At 67.2% G+C, this 13,996-nt stretch carries 13 protein-coding genes and 1 tRNA gene; 9 read left to right on the plus strand and 5 right to left on the minus strand.

The features are described 5' to 3' along the window. Positions 1–41 precede the first annotated feature (41 nt). Positions 42–116 (minus strand) — tRNA-Glu (locus RT551_RS04575). A 50-nt stretch (positions 117–166) separates the two neighbouring features. Here RT551_RS04575 and pcnB point away from each other — a divergent pair. From pcnB to pgi, 6 genes are all read left to right on the plus strand, one after another. After that, positions 167–1,537: a polynucleotide adenylyltransferase PcnB gene (pcnB, locus tag RT551_RS04580; protein ID WP_313456074.1), complete on the plus strand. Its 1,371-nt coding sequence runs from the start codon at positions 167–169 to the stop codon at positions 1,535–1,537. Positions 1,538–1,540: 3 nt separating this feature from the next. Beyond that, positions 1,541–2,029: a 2-amino-4-hydroxy-6-hydroxymethyldihydropteridine diphosphokinase gene (folK, locus tag RT551_RS04585; RefSeq protein ID WP_313456009.1), complete on the plus strand. Its 489-nt coding sequence runs from the start codon at positions 1,541–1,543 to the stop codon at positions 2,027–2,029. Positions 2,030–2,060: 31 nt separating this feature from the next. Further along, positions 2,061–2,876 carry a 3-methyl-2-oxobutanoate hydroxymethyltransferase gene (gene panB / locus RT551_RS04590; protein ID WP_313456011.1) on the plus strand — a complete coding sequence of 272 codons (816 nt, stop codon included), beginning with the start codon at positions 2,061–2,063 and terminating at the stop codon, positions 2,874–2,876. Continuing rightward, positions 2,873–3,715, plus strand: coding sequence for a pantoate--beta-alanine ligase (panC, locus tag RT551_RS04595; RefSeq protein WP_282298261.1), 843 nt, complete (start codon positions 2,873–2,875; stop codon positions 3,713–3,715). The genes panB and panC overlap by 4 nt, the downstream gene beginning before the upstream one ends. Before the next feature lie 654 nt (positions 3,716–4,369). Further along, entirely contained in the window at positions 4,370–4,750 is a 381-nt protein-coding gene (gene panD / locus RT551_RS04600; RefSeq protein ID WP_125361711.1) for an aspartate 1-decarboxylase, read from the plus strand. Then, entirely contained in the window at positions 4,747–6,261 is a 1,515-nt protein-coding gene (gene pgi, locus RT551_RS04605) for a glucose-6-phosphate isomerase (protein WP_313456012.1), read from the plus strand. Before panD ends, pgi begins: the two co-directional genes overlap by 4 nt. 98 nt (positions 6,262–6,359) lie before the next feature. Here pgi and RT551_RS04610 read toward each other — a convergent pair whose 3' ends face one another. Together RT551_RS04610 and RT551_RS04615 are read right to left on the minus strand one after the other, a co-directional pair. After that, complete coding sequence (locus tag RT551_RS04610) at positions 6,360–6,935, minus strand: response regulator transcription factor (protein WP_313456014.1); 576 nt, start codon at positions 6,933–6,935, stop codon at positions 6,360–6,362. After that, positions 6,932–8,161: an ATP-binding protein gene (locus tag RT551_RS04615; protein ID WP_313456015.1), complete on the minus strand. Its 1,230-nt coding sequence runs from the start codon at positions 8,159–8,161 to the stop codon at positions 6,932–6,934. Before RT551_RS04615 ends, RT551_RS04610 begins: the two co-directional genes overlap by 4 nt. Positions 8,162–8,285: 124 nt before the next feature. Here RT551_RS04615 and ispG point away from each other — a divergent pair, with 124 nt between their 5' ends. The 3 genes from ispG (at position 8,286) to RT551_RS04630 (ending at position 11,120) form a co-directional block, all read left to right on the plus strand. Next, on the plus strand, positions 8,286–9,551 hold the full coding sequence (gene ispG, locus RT551_RS04620) for a flavodoxin-dependent (E)-4-hydroxy-3-methylbut-2-enyl-diphosphate synthase (RefSeq protein ID WP_313456017.1): 1,266 nt from the start codon (positions 8,286–8,288) through the stop codon (positions 9,549–9,551). Beyond that, positions 9,532–10,275, plus strand: coding sequence for a phosphatase PAP2 family protein (locus tag RT551_RS04625; protein ID WP_313456019.1), 744 nt, complete (start codon positions 9,532–9,534; stop codon positions 10,273–10,275). The genes ispG and RT551_RS04625 overlap by 20 nt, the downstream gene beginning before the upstream one ends. 197 nt (positions 10,276–10,472) lie before the next feature. Then, on the plus strand, positions 10,473–11,120 hold the full coding sequence (locus RT551_RS04630) for a response regulator (RefSeq protein WP_313456021.1): 648 nt from the start codon (positions 10,473–10,475) through the stop codon (positions 11,118–11,120). Positions 11,121–11,127: 7 nt separating this feature from the next. Here the strand turns inward: RT551_RS04630 and eda are convergent, their stop codons facing one another. Both eda and edd read right to left on the minus strand, forming a co-directional pair. Continuing rightward, the gene (gene eda / locus RT551_RS04635; protein ID WP_313456022.1) at positions 11,128–11,787 is read right to left on the minus strand and encodes a bifunctional 4-hydroxy-2-oxoglutarate aldolase/2-dehydro-3-deoxy-phosphogluconate aldolase; all 660 of its coding nucleotides are present in this window, start codon (positions 11,785–11,787) and stop codon (positions 11,128–11,130) included. Between the two features lie 259 nt (positions 11,788–12,046). Next, a complete protein-coding gene (edd, locus tag RT551_RS04640) occupies positions 12,047–13,963 on the minus strand; it encodes a phosphogluconate dehydratase (RefSeq protein WP_313456024.1) in 1,917 nt (638 codons plus the stop codon). Positions 13,964–13,996 lie beyond the last annotated feature (33 nt).

The following is a 13,996-nucleotide window of genomic DNA, read 5'->3' on the forward strand; positions in this document are numbered from 1 at the left end:
CCCCGCAGAGGCGGGGTTCTTTTCGCGTTGCGCTTCACGATTGGCGCTCCCTAGGGGACTCGAACCCCTGTTTTAGCCTTGAGAGGGCCACGTCCTAACCACTAGACGAAGGGAGCGTGCTTTGTCGCGAGCGGCGCAGCGCGCTAGTATATTGGCGACGATGCCATTGGGCAATCCCGAAACTTCAACCGGAAGCGCCAACATCAATTCCTCTGCACCATCCTCGTTCGGTCTGCGCGTGATCCCCCGCGACCAGCACAACATCTCCCGCAAGGACATCAGCCCGAACGCGCTGCGCGTGTTGTACCGGCTGCGTGATTCCGGCTTTGGCGCTTACCTGGTCGGCGGGGCCGTGCGCGACCTGCTGGTCGGCGGGCACCCGAAAGACTTCGACGTGGCCACCGACGCCACCCCGGAGCAGGTCAAGGCGCTGTTCCGCAACTGCCGCCTGATCGGCCGCCGGTTCCGCCTGGCCCACGTGGTGTTCGGCCGCGAGATCATCGAAGTGGCGACCTTCCGTGCCAACAGCGACGACGGCAGCGGCGACCGCGAGATGGAAAACGGCATGCTGGTACGCGACAACGTGTACGGCACCATCGAAGACGATGCGGTGCGCCGCGACTTCAGCTGCAACGCGCTGTACTACGCCATCGAGGATTTCTCGGTGCGCGATTACACCGGTGGCTTCGAAGACGTGCAGGCTCGCCTGATGAAGCTGATCGGCGATCCCGAGCAGCGCTATCGCGAAGACCCGGTGCGCATGCTGCGCGCGGTGCGTCTGGCGGCCAAGCTCGGCTTCCAGATCGAACACGCCACTGCCGAGCCGCTGCCGCGCCTGGCCGGGCTGCTGTCCGAAGCCGCCCCGGCGCGTCTATTCGAGGAAGTGCTCAAGCTGTTCCTGTCCGGACACGGCGTGGCCAGTTTCGAGGGCCTGGAACGCTACGGCCTGCTCAACGTGCTGTTCCCGGAAAGCGCTGCCGCGCTGCGCAGCAACCGCAACGGCGCGTTGCGCCGCATGGTGATCGCAGGGCTGCACAGCACCGATCTGCGCGTGGCCAACGACGAGCCGGTGTCGCCGTCGTTCCTGTTCGCGCTGCTGCTGTGGCCTGCGTTCTGTCGCGCCCTGGCCACCCTGCAGAAGCAGGGCGTCGCAGTTGAAGAGGCGCAGCGTCGTGCCGCTGACCGGGTCACCCTGCATCAGCTGACCACCATCGCGCTGCCGCGCCGTTTCTCGCTGCCGATGCAGGAAATCTGGCTGCTGCAGGGCCGCTTCAGCTCGCGCCAGCGCAAGCGCGTGTTCCGCACCCTCACGCACCCGCGCTTCCGTGCCGCCTTCGACTTCCTGGCGCTGCGCCAGGTCGCCTCCAGCGAGCACGAAGCCGATGTGCAGTTCTGGCGCGAGGCCCAGCAGCAGTCGGGTGCCGAACTCGATTCCACCTTGGAAGCGGCACAGGCCGAGGTCGCGCTGGACGAGGAGGGGGCTCCGCGCAAGCGTCGCCGCCGTCGTCGGCGCACCGGTGGCCCGGCCGGCGAGTAAGCCATGACCCTGGCCTGCATTGGCCTGGGTGGCAACCTGGGCGACGCCGCGCAGACCCTGCGCGGTGCCTTTGCCGCGCTGGCGGCACTGCCGCAGACCACGCTGCTGGCGCAGTCGCAGCTGTATTCCACGCCCGCCTGGGGCAACGAAGACCAGCCGCCCTTCGTCAATGCGGCCGTGTTGCTGGACACCGGGTTGTCCGCGCCGGCGCTGCTGGATGCCCTGCTGGAGGTCGAACGGGCCTCCGGACGGGTGCGTGACCCCGCCGTGCACTGGGGCCCGCGGACCTTGGACCTGGACCTGCTGCTGTATGGCGAGCAGGTGATCGACCTGCCGCAGCTGAAAGTGCCGCACCCCTACCTGCACGAGCGGGCGTTCGTACTGGTGCCCCTGGCTGAGATCGCCCCGGACGCGCTGATTCCGGGGCAGGGCCGGGTACGGGATGCAGTGATGCGTATCGAGGCCAGCGGGATCGCGTCAATAGGAGGATAATGCGGGGCTTATCGCCACCGGTTATCAGTACATGAGCACCCACGCAGACAGCAAACCCTGGACCGTTCCCGCCCTGGCCGAGGCCAAGCGCAACGGGCAGAAGCTGGTCATGTTGACCGCTTACGACGCAGGCTTTGCGCGCACCTTCGACGCCAACGGCGTGGACCTGATCCTGATCGGCGACTCGCTGGGCATGGTGGTGCAGGGGCATGATTCGACCCTGCCGGTAACCGTGGCCGACATGGTCTACCACACCCGCGTGGTCGCCCGCGTACTGCAGCGGGCGCTGCTGGTGGCCGACCTGCCGTTCGGTGCCGACGCCACCCCCGAGCGCGCGCTGGAGGCCTCGCTGCAGCTGCTGCAGGCCGGCGCGGAGATGGTCAAGATCGAAGGCGCGGGCTTCAAGCTCGACATCATTCGTTACCTCGTCGAGCGTGAGATTCCGGTCTGCTCGCACCTGGGCCTGACTCCGCAGTCGGTGCTGCGCCTGGGTGGCTACCGGGTTCAGGGTCGTGGCGACGCGGCTGAGCAGCTGCGCGCCGATGCGAAGGCCGCCGTCGATGCCGGTGCCACCCTGGTGGTGCTGGAGTGCGTGCCGACCCCGATTGCGACCCAGATCAGCGCCGAGATCAGCGCGCCCACCATCGGCATCGGTGCCGGCCCGGGCTGTGATGGCCAGGTGCTGGTGATGCACGATTTCCTCGGCCTGGACAGCGGCCACCGCCGACCCAAGTTCGTCAAGGATTTCCTTGCCGAAGGCGGTTCGGTGGCCGGTGCGGTCCGCGCCTACGCCGACGCCGTGCGCGACGGCTCCTTCCCCGACGCAGAACACGCCTACGCATCATGATTGAAACCGTCACCGAACTGTCCCGTCTGCGCGCCGTCGTCAACGGCTGGAAGCGCGAGGGCCTGCGCGTCGCGCTGGTCCCGACCATGGGCAACCTGCACGCGGGTCATTACTCGCTGGTCACGCTGGCGCGCCAGTACGCCGACCGCGTGGTCTCCAGCGTGTTCGTCAATCCGACCCAGTTCGGCCCGAACGAGGACTTCACCCGCTATCCGCGTACGCCGGAAGCGGACACCTCGGGCCTGGAGCAGGCCGGCTGCGACGTGCTGTGGCTGCCGACGGTGGAATCGATGTACCCGTTCGGCGTCGAGCTGGCTGCCAACGTGCACGTGCCGGGCATCAGCAGCCTGCTCGAGGGTGCGCACCGTCCGGGCCATTTCGATGGCGTGTGCACGGTGGTGAGCCGCCTGTTCAACCAGGTGCAGCCGGACGTGGCCGCGTTCGGCAAGAAGGACTACCAGCAGCTGGCGGTGATCCGTCAGCTGGTGGAAGACCTGGCGTTCCCGATCCAGATCGTTGGCGGCGACATCGTCCGCGAGGATGACGGCCTGGCGATGAGCTCGCGCAACCAGTACCTCAATGGCGAGCAGCGCCCGGTCTCCACCACCATCCACCAGGTGCTGCTGGGCATGCGCGAAGGCTTCATCGCCGGCAAGGCGCGCAGCCTGATCGAAGCCGAGGCCACCGCCGCCCTGCAGGCCGCCGGCTTCCAGGTTGACTACGCCGTGATCCGCCTGCCGGACCTGTCCGAGCCGGCCGACAGCGACGTCGGCAACCGCGTCGCCCTGATCGCCGCCCGCATCGGCTCCACCCGCCTGATCGACAACCTCGAGTTCTGACGGCATGGGAGCGTAGAGCCGGGCTTGCCCGGCTGCTGTTGGATTCAGGCGAACAGCTGGCGGTCACGTGTATCCGTGTCTGGTCGGCCCGGGATGGGTTTGCGGGGGACGCCGTAAACCCATCCATGGGGGCTTGGTCGCCGCATCCATGCGGCTCACACCCCCGCAAACCCACCCCGAACCGCCCTCGACAGAGGGTCGGTGGCCATGGAAATGCCAGATCAACGGCGGTGTCGATCCGGGGTCATTCGTTACCGAAAGCTGGCTGTTTCATGGCGATCGTCTGTCGACCGATCCCACCAGAGCCGCGAATGGGTTTTGATCTTCGATGGCCGCCGACCCATTGTCGTGGCGGCTCGGGATGGGCTGGAGGGGGCATGAGCCGCATGGATGCGGCGACTGAGGCTACACGGACGTACTTGCGCCGTCCCCCGGAACGCCCGTCCCGAGCCGCCAAGCCAGGGATGCCGTGAACCGAGGGCTGTTCGCCTGAATCCAACAGCAGCCGGGCAAGCCCGGCTCTACGGAAATCGTGCAACCGCAGAAGCGACGGCCATCACCTGCCTGAACCGCCGCCAGCAGGGCGGGGCACACCCCTGTCGTATCCGCCCCGGGTGCTAGAATTCGGCTTTCCTTTTGCCGTTGTGTCGCCCCATGCAACTCTCCCTGCTGAAGACCAAGATCCACCGCGCCACCGTCACGCATTCCGAGCTGAACTACGAAGGTTCCATCGCCATCGATGACAACCTGCTGCAGGCCACCGGCATCCGTGAATTCGAACAGGTGCACATCTGGGACGTCACCAATGGTGCGCGTTTCTCCACCTATGCGCTGCGCGCGGAAGCCGGCAGCGGCGTGATCTCGCTCAACGGCGGTGCTGCGCGTCACGTGCAGGTCGGCGACATCATCATCATTGCCGCCTTCGCCAACATGAGCGAAGAAGAAGCTGACAGCTTCAAGCCGAAGTTGGTATATGTGGACGGCAAGAACCAGATCTCCCACACCAACGACAGCATTCCGACCCAGGCCGCATGACACAGCACAACGGATTCGACCCGCTTCACTCCCATGCCCAGCGCCTGCGTGGCGCAAGCATCCCCGCACTGATCGCCGCCGAACCCGGCCGCGCACTATCGCTGGGGTTGCGGGTCGGTCCGTTGTACGCCAACTTCGCGCGGCAGAAGTATGACCGCGCCGCGTTGGACGCCCTGCTGCAGCTGGCCGCCGAGCGCGATGTCGCCGGCGGCTTCCAGCGCCTGTTCCGGGGCGAAACGGTCAACGTCACCGAAGGCCGCGCTGCGCTGCACACCGCCCTGCGCGGTGACCTCAGCGGTGCACCGGTTGCCGGTGAGGCGTATGCCACCGCCGCGCAGGTGCGCGCGCAGATGGGCGAGCTGATCGCCGCGCTGGAAAACAGCAACGTCACCGACATCGTCAGCGTCGGCATCGGCGGCTCCGACCTCGGTCCGCGCCTCGTCGCCGACGCCCTGCGCCCGGTCACCGGCGCACGCTTCCGCGTACATTTCGTGTCCAACGTCGACGGGGCCGCGATGCAGCGCACCCTGGCCACGCTGGACCCGGCTACCACCGCCGGCATCCTCATTTCCAAGACCTTCGGTACCCAGGAAACCCTGCTCAACGGGCAGATCCTGCACGACTGGCTGGGCGGCAGCGAGCGCCTGTATGCGGTCAGCGCCAATCCCGAACGCGCCGCCAAGGCCTTTGCCATCGCCGCCGGCCGCGTGCTGCCGATGTGGGACTGGGTGGGCGGGCGCTACTCGCTGTGGTCGGCGGTCGGTTTCCCGATCGCGCTGGCGATTGGTTTCGAGCGCTTCGAACAGCTGCTGGCTGGTGCGGCCGAGATGGACGCGCACGCGCTCAACGCGCCGCTGGAACAGAACCTGCCGGTGCTGCATGCGCTCACCGACATCTGGAACCGCAACCTGCTGGGTCACGCTACCCACGCGGTGATGACCTACGACCAGCGCCTGGCGCTGCTGCCGGCCTACCTGCAGCAGCTGGTGATGGAAAGCCTCGGCAAGCGCGTGCAGCTGGACGGCCGTCCGGTCGACAGCGACACCGTGCCGGTGTGGTGGGGCGGTGCCGGTACCGACGTGCAGCACAGCTTCTTTCAGGCCCTGCACCAGGGCACCAGTGTGATTCCGGCCGATTTCATCGGCTGCGTGCACAACGATGATCCGTACACGGTGAATCACCAGGCGCTGATGGCCAACCTGCTGGCGCAGACCGAGGCGCTGGCCAACGGGCAGGGCTGTGATGATCCGCACCGTGAGTATCCGGGTGGGCGTCCGAGCACGTTGATCCTGCTGGATGCGCTGACCCCGCAGTCGCTGGGTGCGCTGATCGCAATGTACGAACACGCGGTGTACGTGCAGTCGCTGGTGTGGAACATCAACGCGTTCGACCAGTTCGGTGTGGAGCTGGGCAAGCAGCTGGCGAGCCAGTTGCTGCCGGCGCTGCAGGGTGAGGCGCATGGCATCACCGATCCGGTGACGCTGGAGTTGCTGGGCCGGTTGAAGGGTTAATCGCGCGGTTCGATTGTTTTCATGCGTTACCGGCCGTGGATGATTTCACGGCCGTCGTCTGTCGACCGACGCTACCAAAACGTCGGTGCAATCACGCATCAACGCGACGGGTCGCGCTCCGGGCTGGGCCGCTTGGCCAATTTGCGCTGCAGCGAACGCCGGTGCATGCCCAGCAACCGCGCGGCCGCCGACACGTTGCCGCCGGTTTCATGCATGGCCTGCTGGATGTGTTCCCACTGCAGGCGGCTGATCGGGGTCATCGCATCCGGCGGTTCCATCTCGCCGTCATCGGCCGGGCCGTCATCTTCCTCGCCCAGTGCGCGCAGAATCATCGGCACCGTCGCCGGCTTGGGCAGGTAGTCGTCCGCGCCCAGTTTGATCGCTTCCACCGCGGTGGCAATGCTGGCGTAGCCGGTCACCAGCAGGATGCGCATGTCCTCGCGCAATGCACGCAGTGGCTGGATCAGGGCCAGCCCGGATTCCGAACCCAGCTTCAGGTCGATCAGCGCGAACGCCGGCGGCTGCTGGCGGGCCAGCACCAGGGCCGAGGCGATGTCACTGGCGATCATGGTTTCCAGCCCCTTGCGGGCGAGGCTGCGCTGCAGCGTGCGCAGGTACAGATCATCGTCATCGACCAGCAGGCCGTGGGTGGAAGAGGGGGAGGGCGTGGTCATGCTGAAGTCTCCTGGGCGGCCAGGGGCAGGCGGAAGCCGACGCGGGTGCCGGCGCCATTGGCCGGTCGCATCCACAGCTCGCCGTCCAGGCGCTCGATGGTGGCATGGGAAAGGGCCAGGCCTACGCCCATGCCCTGGGTTTTGCCGCTGTTGAACAAGGTGCCGGGCAACACCGCCTGGCGCGCGTCGAAGCCGCGCCCGTAGTCGCGCACCTCGCCAATCAGATCGTCGCCTTCAATGCGCAGGCTCAGGTCCACCTGGGGCCGCTGCGCCTGCTCGCCGGCATCGGCGGCATTGTTCAGCAGCACCATCAGCAGGTGGCCGATGCCCGGGTCCAGCGGCAGCTGCAACGGTGCATCGTCGTTGCGGACCAGGGTGATGGTCGGGCGCACCAGCCGCCACTGTTCCAGCACCTGCGGCAGGGTCACGGTGTCACGGCCCGGATGCTGGCCGGCGGCAGGGCGGGCCAGCGCCAGCACCCGCTCACGGCACTGCACCAGCAGCTCGCGCAGGGTGTCCACGTCCTCGCGGACTTCGGCGTTGTCGCTCTGCTCGGCGATGTCGTCCGCCAGCAGGGTCATGGTCGCCAGCGGCGTGTTCAGTTCATGCGCCACCGACGCGGCATGGGTGGCCAGCGCCACGATGCCCTCGTTGCGCACGAAGCGCTCGCGCAGCAGCGACAGCTCGTGTTCGCGCCGACGCAGTGCGATCGCCAGGCGGGTGGAGAAGGCCAGTACCACGGCGGCCGACAGCAGGAAGTTGGCCACCACGCCCCACTGGTGCAGGTCCATCGCGCTGAAATAGCCGTCCGGCAACGGCAGGCCGAACACGCCGCTGACCGCGTAGCCGATCAGGCAGGCGGCCGCCACCGCCAGGGTCCAGCGGGCCGGCAGGGCCAGCGCCGCCAGCGCGATCAGGATCAGGAACAGCGAGCCGAACGGATTGGCCACGCCGCCGCTCCAGCCCACCATCCAGGTCAGCACCGTGACGTCCACCAGGATGTGGCAGAACGCGGTCACCGGCGCGGTGTTGTCCTCGTCACGGACCCGCAGCTGGGCATACACGTTGAACAGGGCCAGCGCGACCACGCCTGCCCACAGCGGCGTCTGCGGCAGTTCCAGCCCCAGCACCCAGGTCGCGACCAGGATGGTGGCGGCCTGACCGGCCACGGCCAGCCAGCGCAGGCTGCACAGGGTGCGTAGGAAGGGGGCGTCGGTACCGGTCATGGGTGTCCATCGTATGCGCTGGCGCGTCGCACCGCCTGCGACAATCGGCCGCATCGCCCGCCGATGCCCGCCGACGGATGAATGGGGGTGCGCCATTGCGCCGTGGCAGAGCGTAAAATGGGGCATGCACGACGCCGTCTCCAAACCGACCGAACCCTCTGATTCCACCGTCTGGACCCGCCGCCAGACCCAGGCCGTGTCCATCGGCGGGGTCGTCGTGGGCGGGGGACGCCCGGTGGTGGTGCAGTCGATGACCAACACCGACACCGCCGACGTTGCTTCCAGCGTGAAGCAGGTCGCCGAGTTGTGGCGGGCCGGTTCGGAAATGGTGCGGCTCACGGTCAACAATCCCGAATCGGCTGCCGCCATTCCGCGCATCGTGGAAAAGCTGCAGATGATGGGCATCGATGTGCCGCTGATCGGCGATTTCCACTACAACGGCCACCAGCTGCTGACCCAGGAACCGGCCTGCGCCGAAGCCCTGGCCAAGTACCGCATCAACCCGGGCAACGTCGGCTTCGGCAAGAAGAAGGACACCCAGTTCGCGCAGCTGATCGAGTTCGCCATCCGCTACAACAAGCCGGTGCGGATCGGGGCCAACTGGGGTTCGCTGGACCAGTCGCTGGCCGCGCGCCTGATGGACGAGAACAACGAACGCGAAAAGCCCTGGGACGCCGGCCGTGTGCTGCGCGAGGCGCTGATCCGTTCGGCACTGGATTCGGCCAACACCGCCGTCGACCTCGGCCTGCCGCGCGACCGCATCGTGCTGTCGGCCAAGGTCAGTGGCGTGCAGGAACTGATCGCCGTTTACCGCGACCTGGCCCAGCGTTCGGATTTCGCCCTGCACCTGGGCCTGACCGAAGCCGGCATCGGCAGCAAGGGCATCGTCGCTTCGTCGGCGGCGCTGGCGGTGCTGCTGCAGGAAGGCATCGGTGACACCATCCGCATCTCGCTGACCCCCGAACCCGGGCAGTCGCGTACCCAGGAAGTGATTGTCGCGCAGGAACTGCTGCAGACCACCGGGCAGCGCGCCTTCACCCCGCTGGTCACGGCCTGCCCCGGCTGTGGCCGCACCACCTCCGAGTTCTTCCAGGAACTGGCGAAAGTGGTGCAGAACCACGTGCGCGAAAAAATGCCACTGTGGAAGGTGCATCACCCGGGCGCGGAAAACATGACCCTGGCGGTGATGGGCTGCGTGGTGAACGGTCCTGGCGAGTCGCGGCACGCCAACATCGGCATCTCGCTGCCCGGCACCGGTGAAGCCCCGTCTGCGCCGGTGTTCGTTGATGGTGAGAAGTCGGTCACACTTCGCGGCGAGAACATCGCCCAGGACTTCGTGACGCTGATCGACGAATACGTCGAACGAAAGTATGTCCGAAGCGCAGGATAAGCCGCCCGTTCTCGGTACGCCGGAAGCGGCGTCCGGTGTCCGCCACTGGCTGGCCCACAACGCGTGGCGCTTCGTGCTGCTGTTCGTCGGCGTGCTGCTGCCGCTGGCGGCGTTCGTGGAGCTGGCCGACGAAGTGCATGAATTCGAGGAATTCCACTTCGATGCGCCGTTGCTGTGGAAGATGCACGCGGTTTCCACTCCGTGGCTGGACAGCTTCTTCGTATTCATTTCGAAGATCGGCTACCAGTGGGGCGTGATTCCCGGCGACATCCTCATCGTGCTGGCACTGCTCGGCTTCCGCCGCTGGCGTGAGGCCGCCTTCGCCGCCATCAGTTTCAGCGGCTCGGCCCTGCTCAACCTTGGCAGCAAGCAGTTCTTCCAGCGTGATCGCCCCAGTCTGTGGGAATCGATCGCCCCGGAAAGCACCTACAGCTTCCCCAGTGGCCACGCGATGGGCTCCGCCACCCTGGCTGCCGTCGTCATCCTGCTGGCCTGGAACACCCGCTGGCGTTGGCCGGTGCTGATGGCGGGGCTGGTGTTTGCCGGCCTGGTAAGCCTCTCCCGGGTCTACCTCGGCGTGCATTACCCGTCGGACATTCTCGGCGGATGGTGTGCCGCGCTGGTTTGGGTGGTAGGGTGCTTTCTTGTGATGTTCCGCCGCCGCCATCCCTGGCGCCGGCGGCAAGGTTCCACCCGGGGAGCGGGTGGGCCGGAAACGGCATGATCGAGGGGCCTGTTTCACAGGCTGTGATGGCCCCGGTTTGAGCACGGCACGATGGCCGCTGGGCCTTGTGGTGTGGACGTTGCAAGGGGATCGGTGGTCAGGTCTGGAAGGCGCGGGCGGGGAGCCTGTTTCCTTGTTATCGCAATATCGCGCGGCTAGGCTTGCCCCGAACGCAGTAGATGAACAAGGGTGCGTAGATGACGATTCGAGTGTATCTGGTGGACGATCACGCGCTGGTGCGAACCGGCATGAAGATGATTCTGTCCAATGAAACCGACATCGAAGTGGTCGGCGAAGCCGAGTCGGGTGAAGATGCACTGCCGGACATCCGCCAGCTGCGTCCCGACGTGGTGCTGTGCGACCTGCACCTGCCCGGCGTCAGTGGCATGGAGGTCACCGAACGGGTGATCCGCGGCGACCACGGCACCCGCGTTGTCATCGTCTCCGTACTCGAAGACGGCCCAATGCCCAAGCGTCTGCTCGAAGCCGGTGCTTCCGGCTACATCGGCAAAGCCTGCGATGCCCAGGAACTGCTGCGCGCCGTGCGCGACGCCGCATTGGGTCGCCGTTACCTCGGCAGCAGCATCGCCCAGAACATCGCCCTGGCCAACGTCGAAGGCAGCCAGTCACCGTTCGACACCCTGTCACCGCGCGAGCTGGAAGTCGCCCTGCTGCTCACCCAGGGCCTGCGCCAGGAAGACATCGCCAAGCGCCTCAGTCTCAGCGCCAAAACGGTCAACACCCAGAAGGCCCGTCTGTTCGAGAAGATGGGCATCCAGGACAACATTGCACTGGCTCGCATGGCGAGCCAGTACGGATTGGTGGATCCCGCGCAGACCTTGTGATCGGCGTTTAACGCGCGCGAACGCGGGCAACGATCTGTGCCGCCGCCGCCGCGCTGGTTTTCACCTTGTCCCAGTCGCCGTCAGCGATCCAGTTGTTCGGCACCATCCACGAGCCGCCGATGCAGACCACGTTCTTCTGCTCCAGATACTCGGCCGCCGTCGTTTCAGTAATGCCGCCGGTCGGGCACAGCTTCAGATCCGGAATCGGACCCGCCAGTCCCTTGATCATCGCCAGCCCGCCCACCGCCGACGCCGGGAACAGCTTGCACACCCGGAAGCCGCGCGCGTAGAGCGCCAGCAGTTCCGTCGGCGACGCCGCACCCGGCACCACCGGCAGCGGGGCCGCCGCCAGCGCATCGGCCATGTGCGCCGGCGTACCCGGCGTCACCAGGAAATCCGCGCCCGCATCGATCGCCTGCTGCATCTGTTCCACGGTCAGCACCGTGCCCGCGCCCACCACCACATCCGGCAGTTCGCGCTTGAGCATCGCCAGCGCTTCCATCGCCACCGGCGTGCGCAGGGTCAGTTCAATCGCCGGCAGCCCACCTTCCAGCAGCGCCGCGCTGACCGCGCGCGCCTGGTCGAGGGTGTGCACGGTGACCACCGGCAGAATGCCGGCAGCGTGGAGCAGGGATTCAGCGCGTTGTTGATGTGCGGCGATGGTCATGGAAGTGTGTTCCGTCATTGTGCGAGGCCGTACGCGGCCGAGCGTTGTGAGAATGCGTGGGCCGGCCAACGGCCGGCGCTACCGAAGCGCCGAGATGCGTCGAGAGGCAGCGGTGGGGGCCCTTTCCGGGACCGTCCAAAACATGGATGTTTTGGACGAGCCCCCATGGATGGGTTCACGGCGTGTCCCGGAAAGGGCCCCCGCCGCTGACTCTCCACAGTGAACCTCACCGCCGCCGTTCGCGCGAAATTTCAGCAGGTCAGGCGTCCTTGGCCTCATGCGGTGCAGCCGCCGCCGAAGCGCCGCCGCCCAGTTCGTACTCGGCGTCGTAGTTCCAGATGTCGCCGTCTGCTGCCGCCGGGCCGCACGAGATCGAGATCGCGCCCTGGTCCGCCGGACCCACCATGCGGCGGTTCAGCGCGAACAGATTGCGACCCATGTCGTGGCCTGCCGGGGCCGTGTTCGGTGCCGGTTCGCGCGCTGCGAATTCCGCCGCGTCCACCAGCACCTCCAGTGTGCCCGCTTCGCCGTCCAGACGGATCATGTCGCCCTCGCGCACCCGCGCGATGGCACCGCCACGCGATGCCTCCGGGGTCAGATGAATCGCCGCCGGGAACTTGCCCGACGCGCCCGACAGACGACCGTCCGTCACCAGCGCCACGCGCCGCCCCTGGTTCTGCAGCAGCCCCAGCAGCGGTGCCAGCGAATGCAGCTCCGGCATCCCGTTCGAACGCGGCCCCTGGTAACGCACCACCGCCACGAAATCGTGCGGCAGCACGCCCGCCGCGTGCAGCTTGTTCAACACCTGCGGCGCATCCACCACCACGGCCGGCGCTTCGATCGTGCGGTACTGCGGCTTCACCGCCGACAGCTTGATCAGCGAACGCCCCAGATTGCCGCGCAGCAGGCGCAGGCCACCCTGGGCCTCGAACGGCTCCGCCACCGGGCGCACCACTTCCAGGTCCGCACTTTCCGTGATGCCCTCGATCCAGGTCAGTGCACCGTCGCGCAACGCCGGGTCCTGCGTGTACTGGTGCATGCCGTCCTCGGCCACCGTCACCAGGTCCGCATGCATCAGCCCCGCATTGATCAGCTCGCGGAACACGAACGCCGTGCCGCCCGCCGCCGCAAAGCGGTTCACGTCCGCCTCGCCGTTCGGGTACACCCGCGCCAGCAGCGGAATCAGCTGCGACAGCTCGTCCATGTCGTCCCAGGTGAGCACGATGCCCGCCGCCCGCGCCACCGCGATCCAGTGGATCGTGTGGTTGGTCGAACCGCCCGTCGCCATCAGCGTGATCACCGCGTTGATGATCGCCTTCTCGTTGATCAGACGGCCCAGCGGACGGAAGTCGTCGCCCAGCGCCGTGATCTCCAGCGCACGCTGCGCCGCATGGCGGGTCAGCGCATCGCGCAGCGGCGTGCCCGGGTTCACGAACGATGCCCCCGGCAGCTGCACGCCCATCGCTTCCAGCAGCGTCTGGTTCGAGTTGGCGGTGCCGTAGAACGTGCAGGTGCCCACCCCGTGGTACGACGCCGCTTCCACTTCCAGCAGCTCTTCGCGCGTGGCCTCACCGGCCGCGTAGCGCTCGCGCACTTCCGCCTTCTGCTTGTTCGGGATACCCGGCGTCATCGGGCCTGCAGGCAGGAACACCGCCGGCAGATGGCCGAATGCCAGTGCCCCGATCAGCAAGCCCGGCACGATCTTGTCACACACGCCCAGATACACCGTCGTGTCGAACATGTCGTGGCTCAGCCCGATTGCCGTCGACTGCGCGATCACATCGCGCGAGAACAGCGACAGCTCCATGCCGGCCCGACCCTGGGTCACACCGTCACACATCGCCGGCACGCCGCCGGCCACCTGCGCAGTCGCGCTGAGCGAGCGTGCGGTCTCGCGCAGGATCTCCGGGTAATGCTCGAACGGCTGGTGCGCCGACAGCATGTCGTTGTAGGCGGTGATGATGCCCAGGTTGGGCGTCACGCCGCCGCGCAGGCGCGACTTGTCGGTCGGGCCGCAGGCCGCGAAGCCGTGCGCCAGGTTGCCGCAGCTCAGGCGCGAACGGAACGGGCCGTCGCGCAGCGCGGCATCCACGCCGGCCAGGTAGGCCGCACGCGAGGCGGCGCTGCGCGCGATGATCCGCGCGGTGATGGCTTCAAGTTGGGGATGCAGGCTCATTGGCTACCGGCTATGAGTGGGGAACGCAGTAAA

This window comes from Stenotrophomonas sp. (assembly GCF_032103445.1).
Taxonomy (GTDB): Bacteria; Pseudomonadota; Gammaproteobacteria; order Xanthomonadales; family Xanthomonadaceae; genus Stenotrophomonas.

What these genes read in the sequence shown, in the direction of transcription:
- folK (WP_313456009.1), top strand. Translation starts at nt 1,541, where the DNA reads ATGACCCTGGCCTGCATTGGCCTGGGTGGCAACCTGGGCGACGCCGCG.
- panB (WP_313456011.1), top strand. Translation starts at nt 2,061, where the DNA reads ATGAGCACCCACGCAGACAGCAAACCCTGGACCGTTCCCGCCCTGGCC.
- panC (WP_282298261.1), top strand. Translation starts at nt 2,873, where the DNA reads ATGATTGAAACCGTCACCGAACTGTCCCGTCTGCGCGCCGTCGTCAAC.
- panD (WP_125361711.1), top strand. Translation starts at nt 4,370, where the DNA reads ATGCAACTCTCCCTGCTGAAGACCAAGATCCACCGCGCCACCGTCACG.
- pgi (WP_313456012.1), top strand. Translation starts at nt 4,747, where the DNA reads ATGACACAGCACAACGGATTCGACCCGCTTCACTCCCATGCCCAGCGC.
- RT551_RS04610 (WP_313456014.1), bottom strand. Translation starts at nt 6,935, where the DNA reads ATGACCACGCCCTCCCCCTCTTCCACCCACGGCCTGCTGGTCGATGAC.
- RT551_RS04615 (WP_313456015.1), bottom strand. Translation starts at nt 8,161, where the DNA reads ATGACCGGTACCGACGCCCCCTTCCTACGCACCCTGTGCAGCCTGCGC.
- ispG (WP_313456017.1), top strand. Translation starts at nt 8,286, where the DNA reads ATGCACGACGCCGTCTCCAAACCGACCGAACCCTCTGATTCCACCGTC.
- RT551_RS04625 (WP_313456019.1), top strand. Translation starts at nt 9,532, where the DNA reads ATGTCCGAAGCGCAGGATAAGCCGCCCGTTCTCGGTACGCCGGAAGCG.
- RT551_RS04630 (WP_313456021.1), top strand. Translation starts at nt 10,473, where the DNA reads ATGACGATTCGAGTGTATCTGGTGGACGATCACGCGCTGGTGCGAACC.
- eda (WP_313456022.1), bottom strand. Translation starts at nt 11,787, where the DNA reads ATGACCATCGCCGCACATCAACAACGCGCTGAATCCCTGCTCCACGCT.
- edd (WP_313456024.1), bottom strand. Translation starts at nt 13,963, where the DNA reads ATGAGCCTGCATCCCCAACTTGAAGCCATCACCGCGCGGATCATCGCG.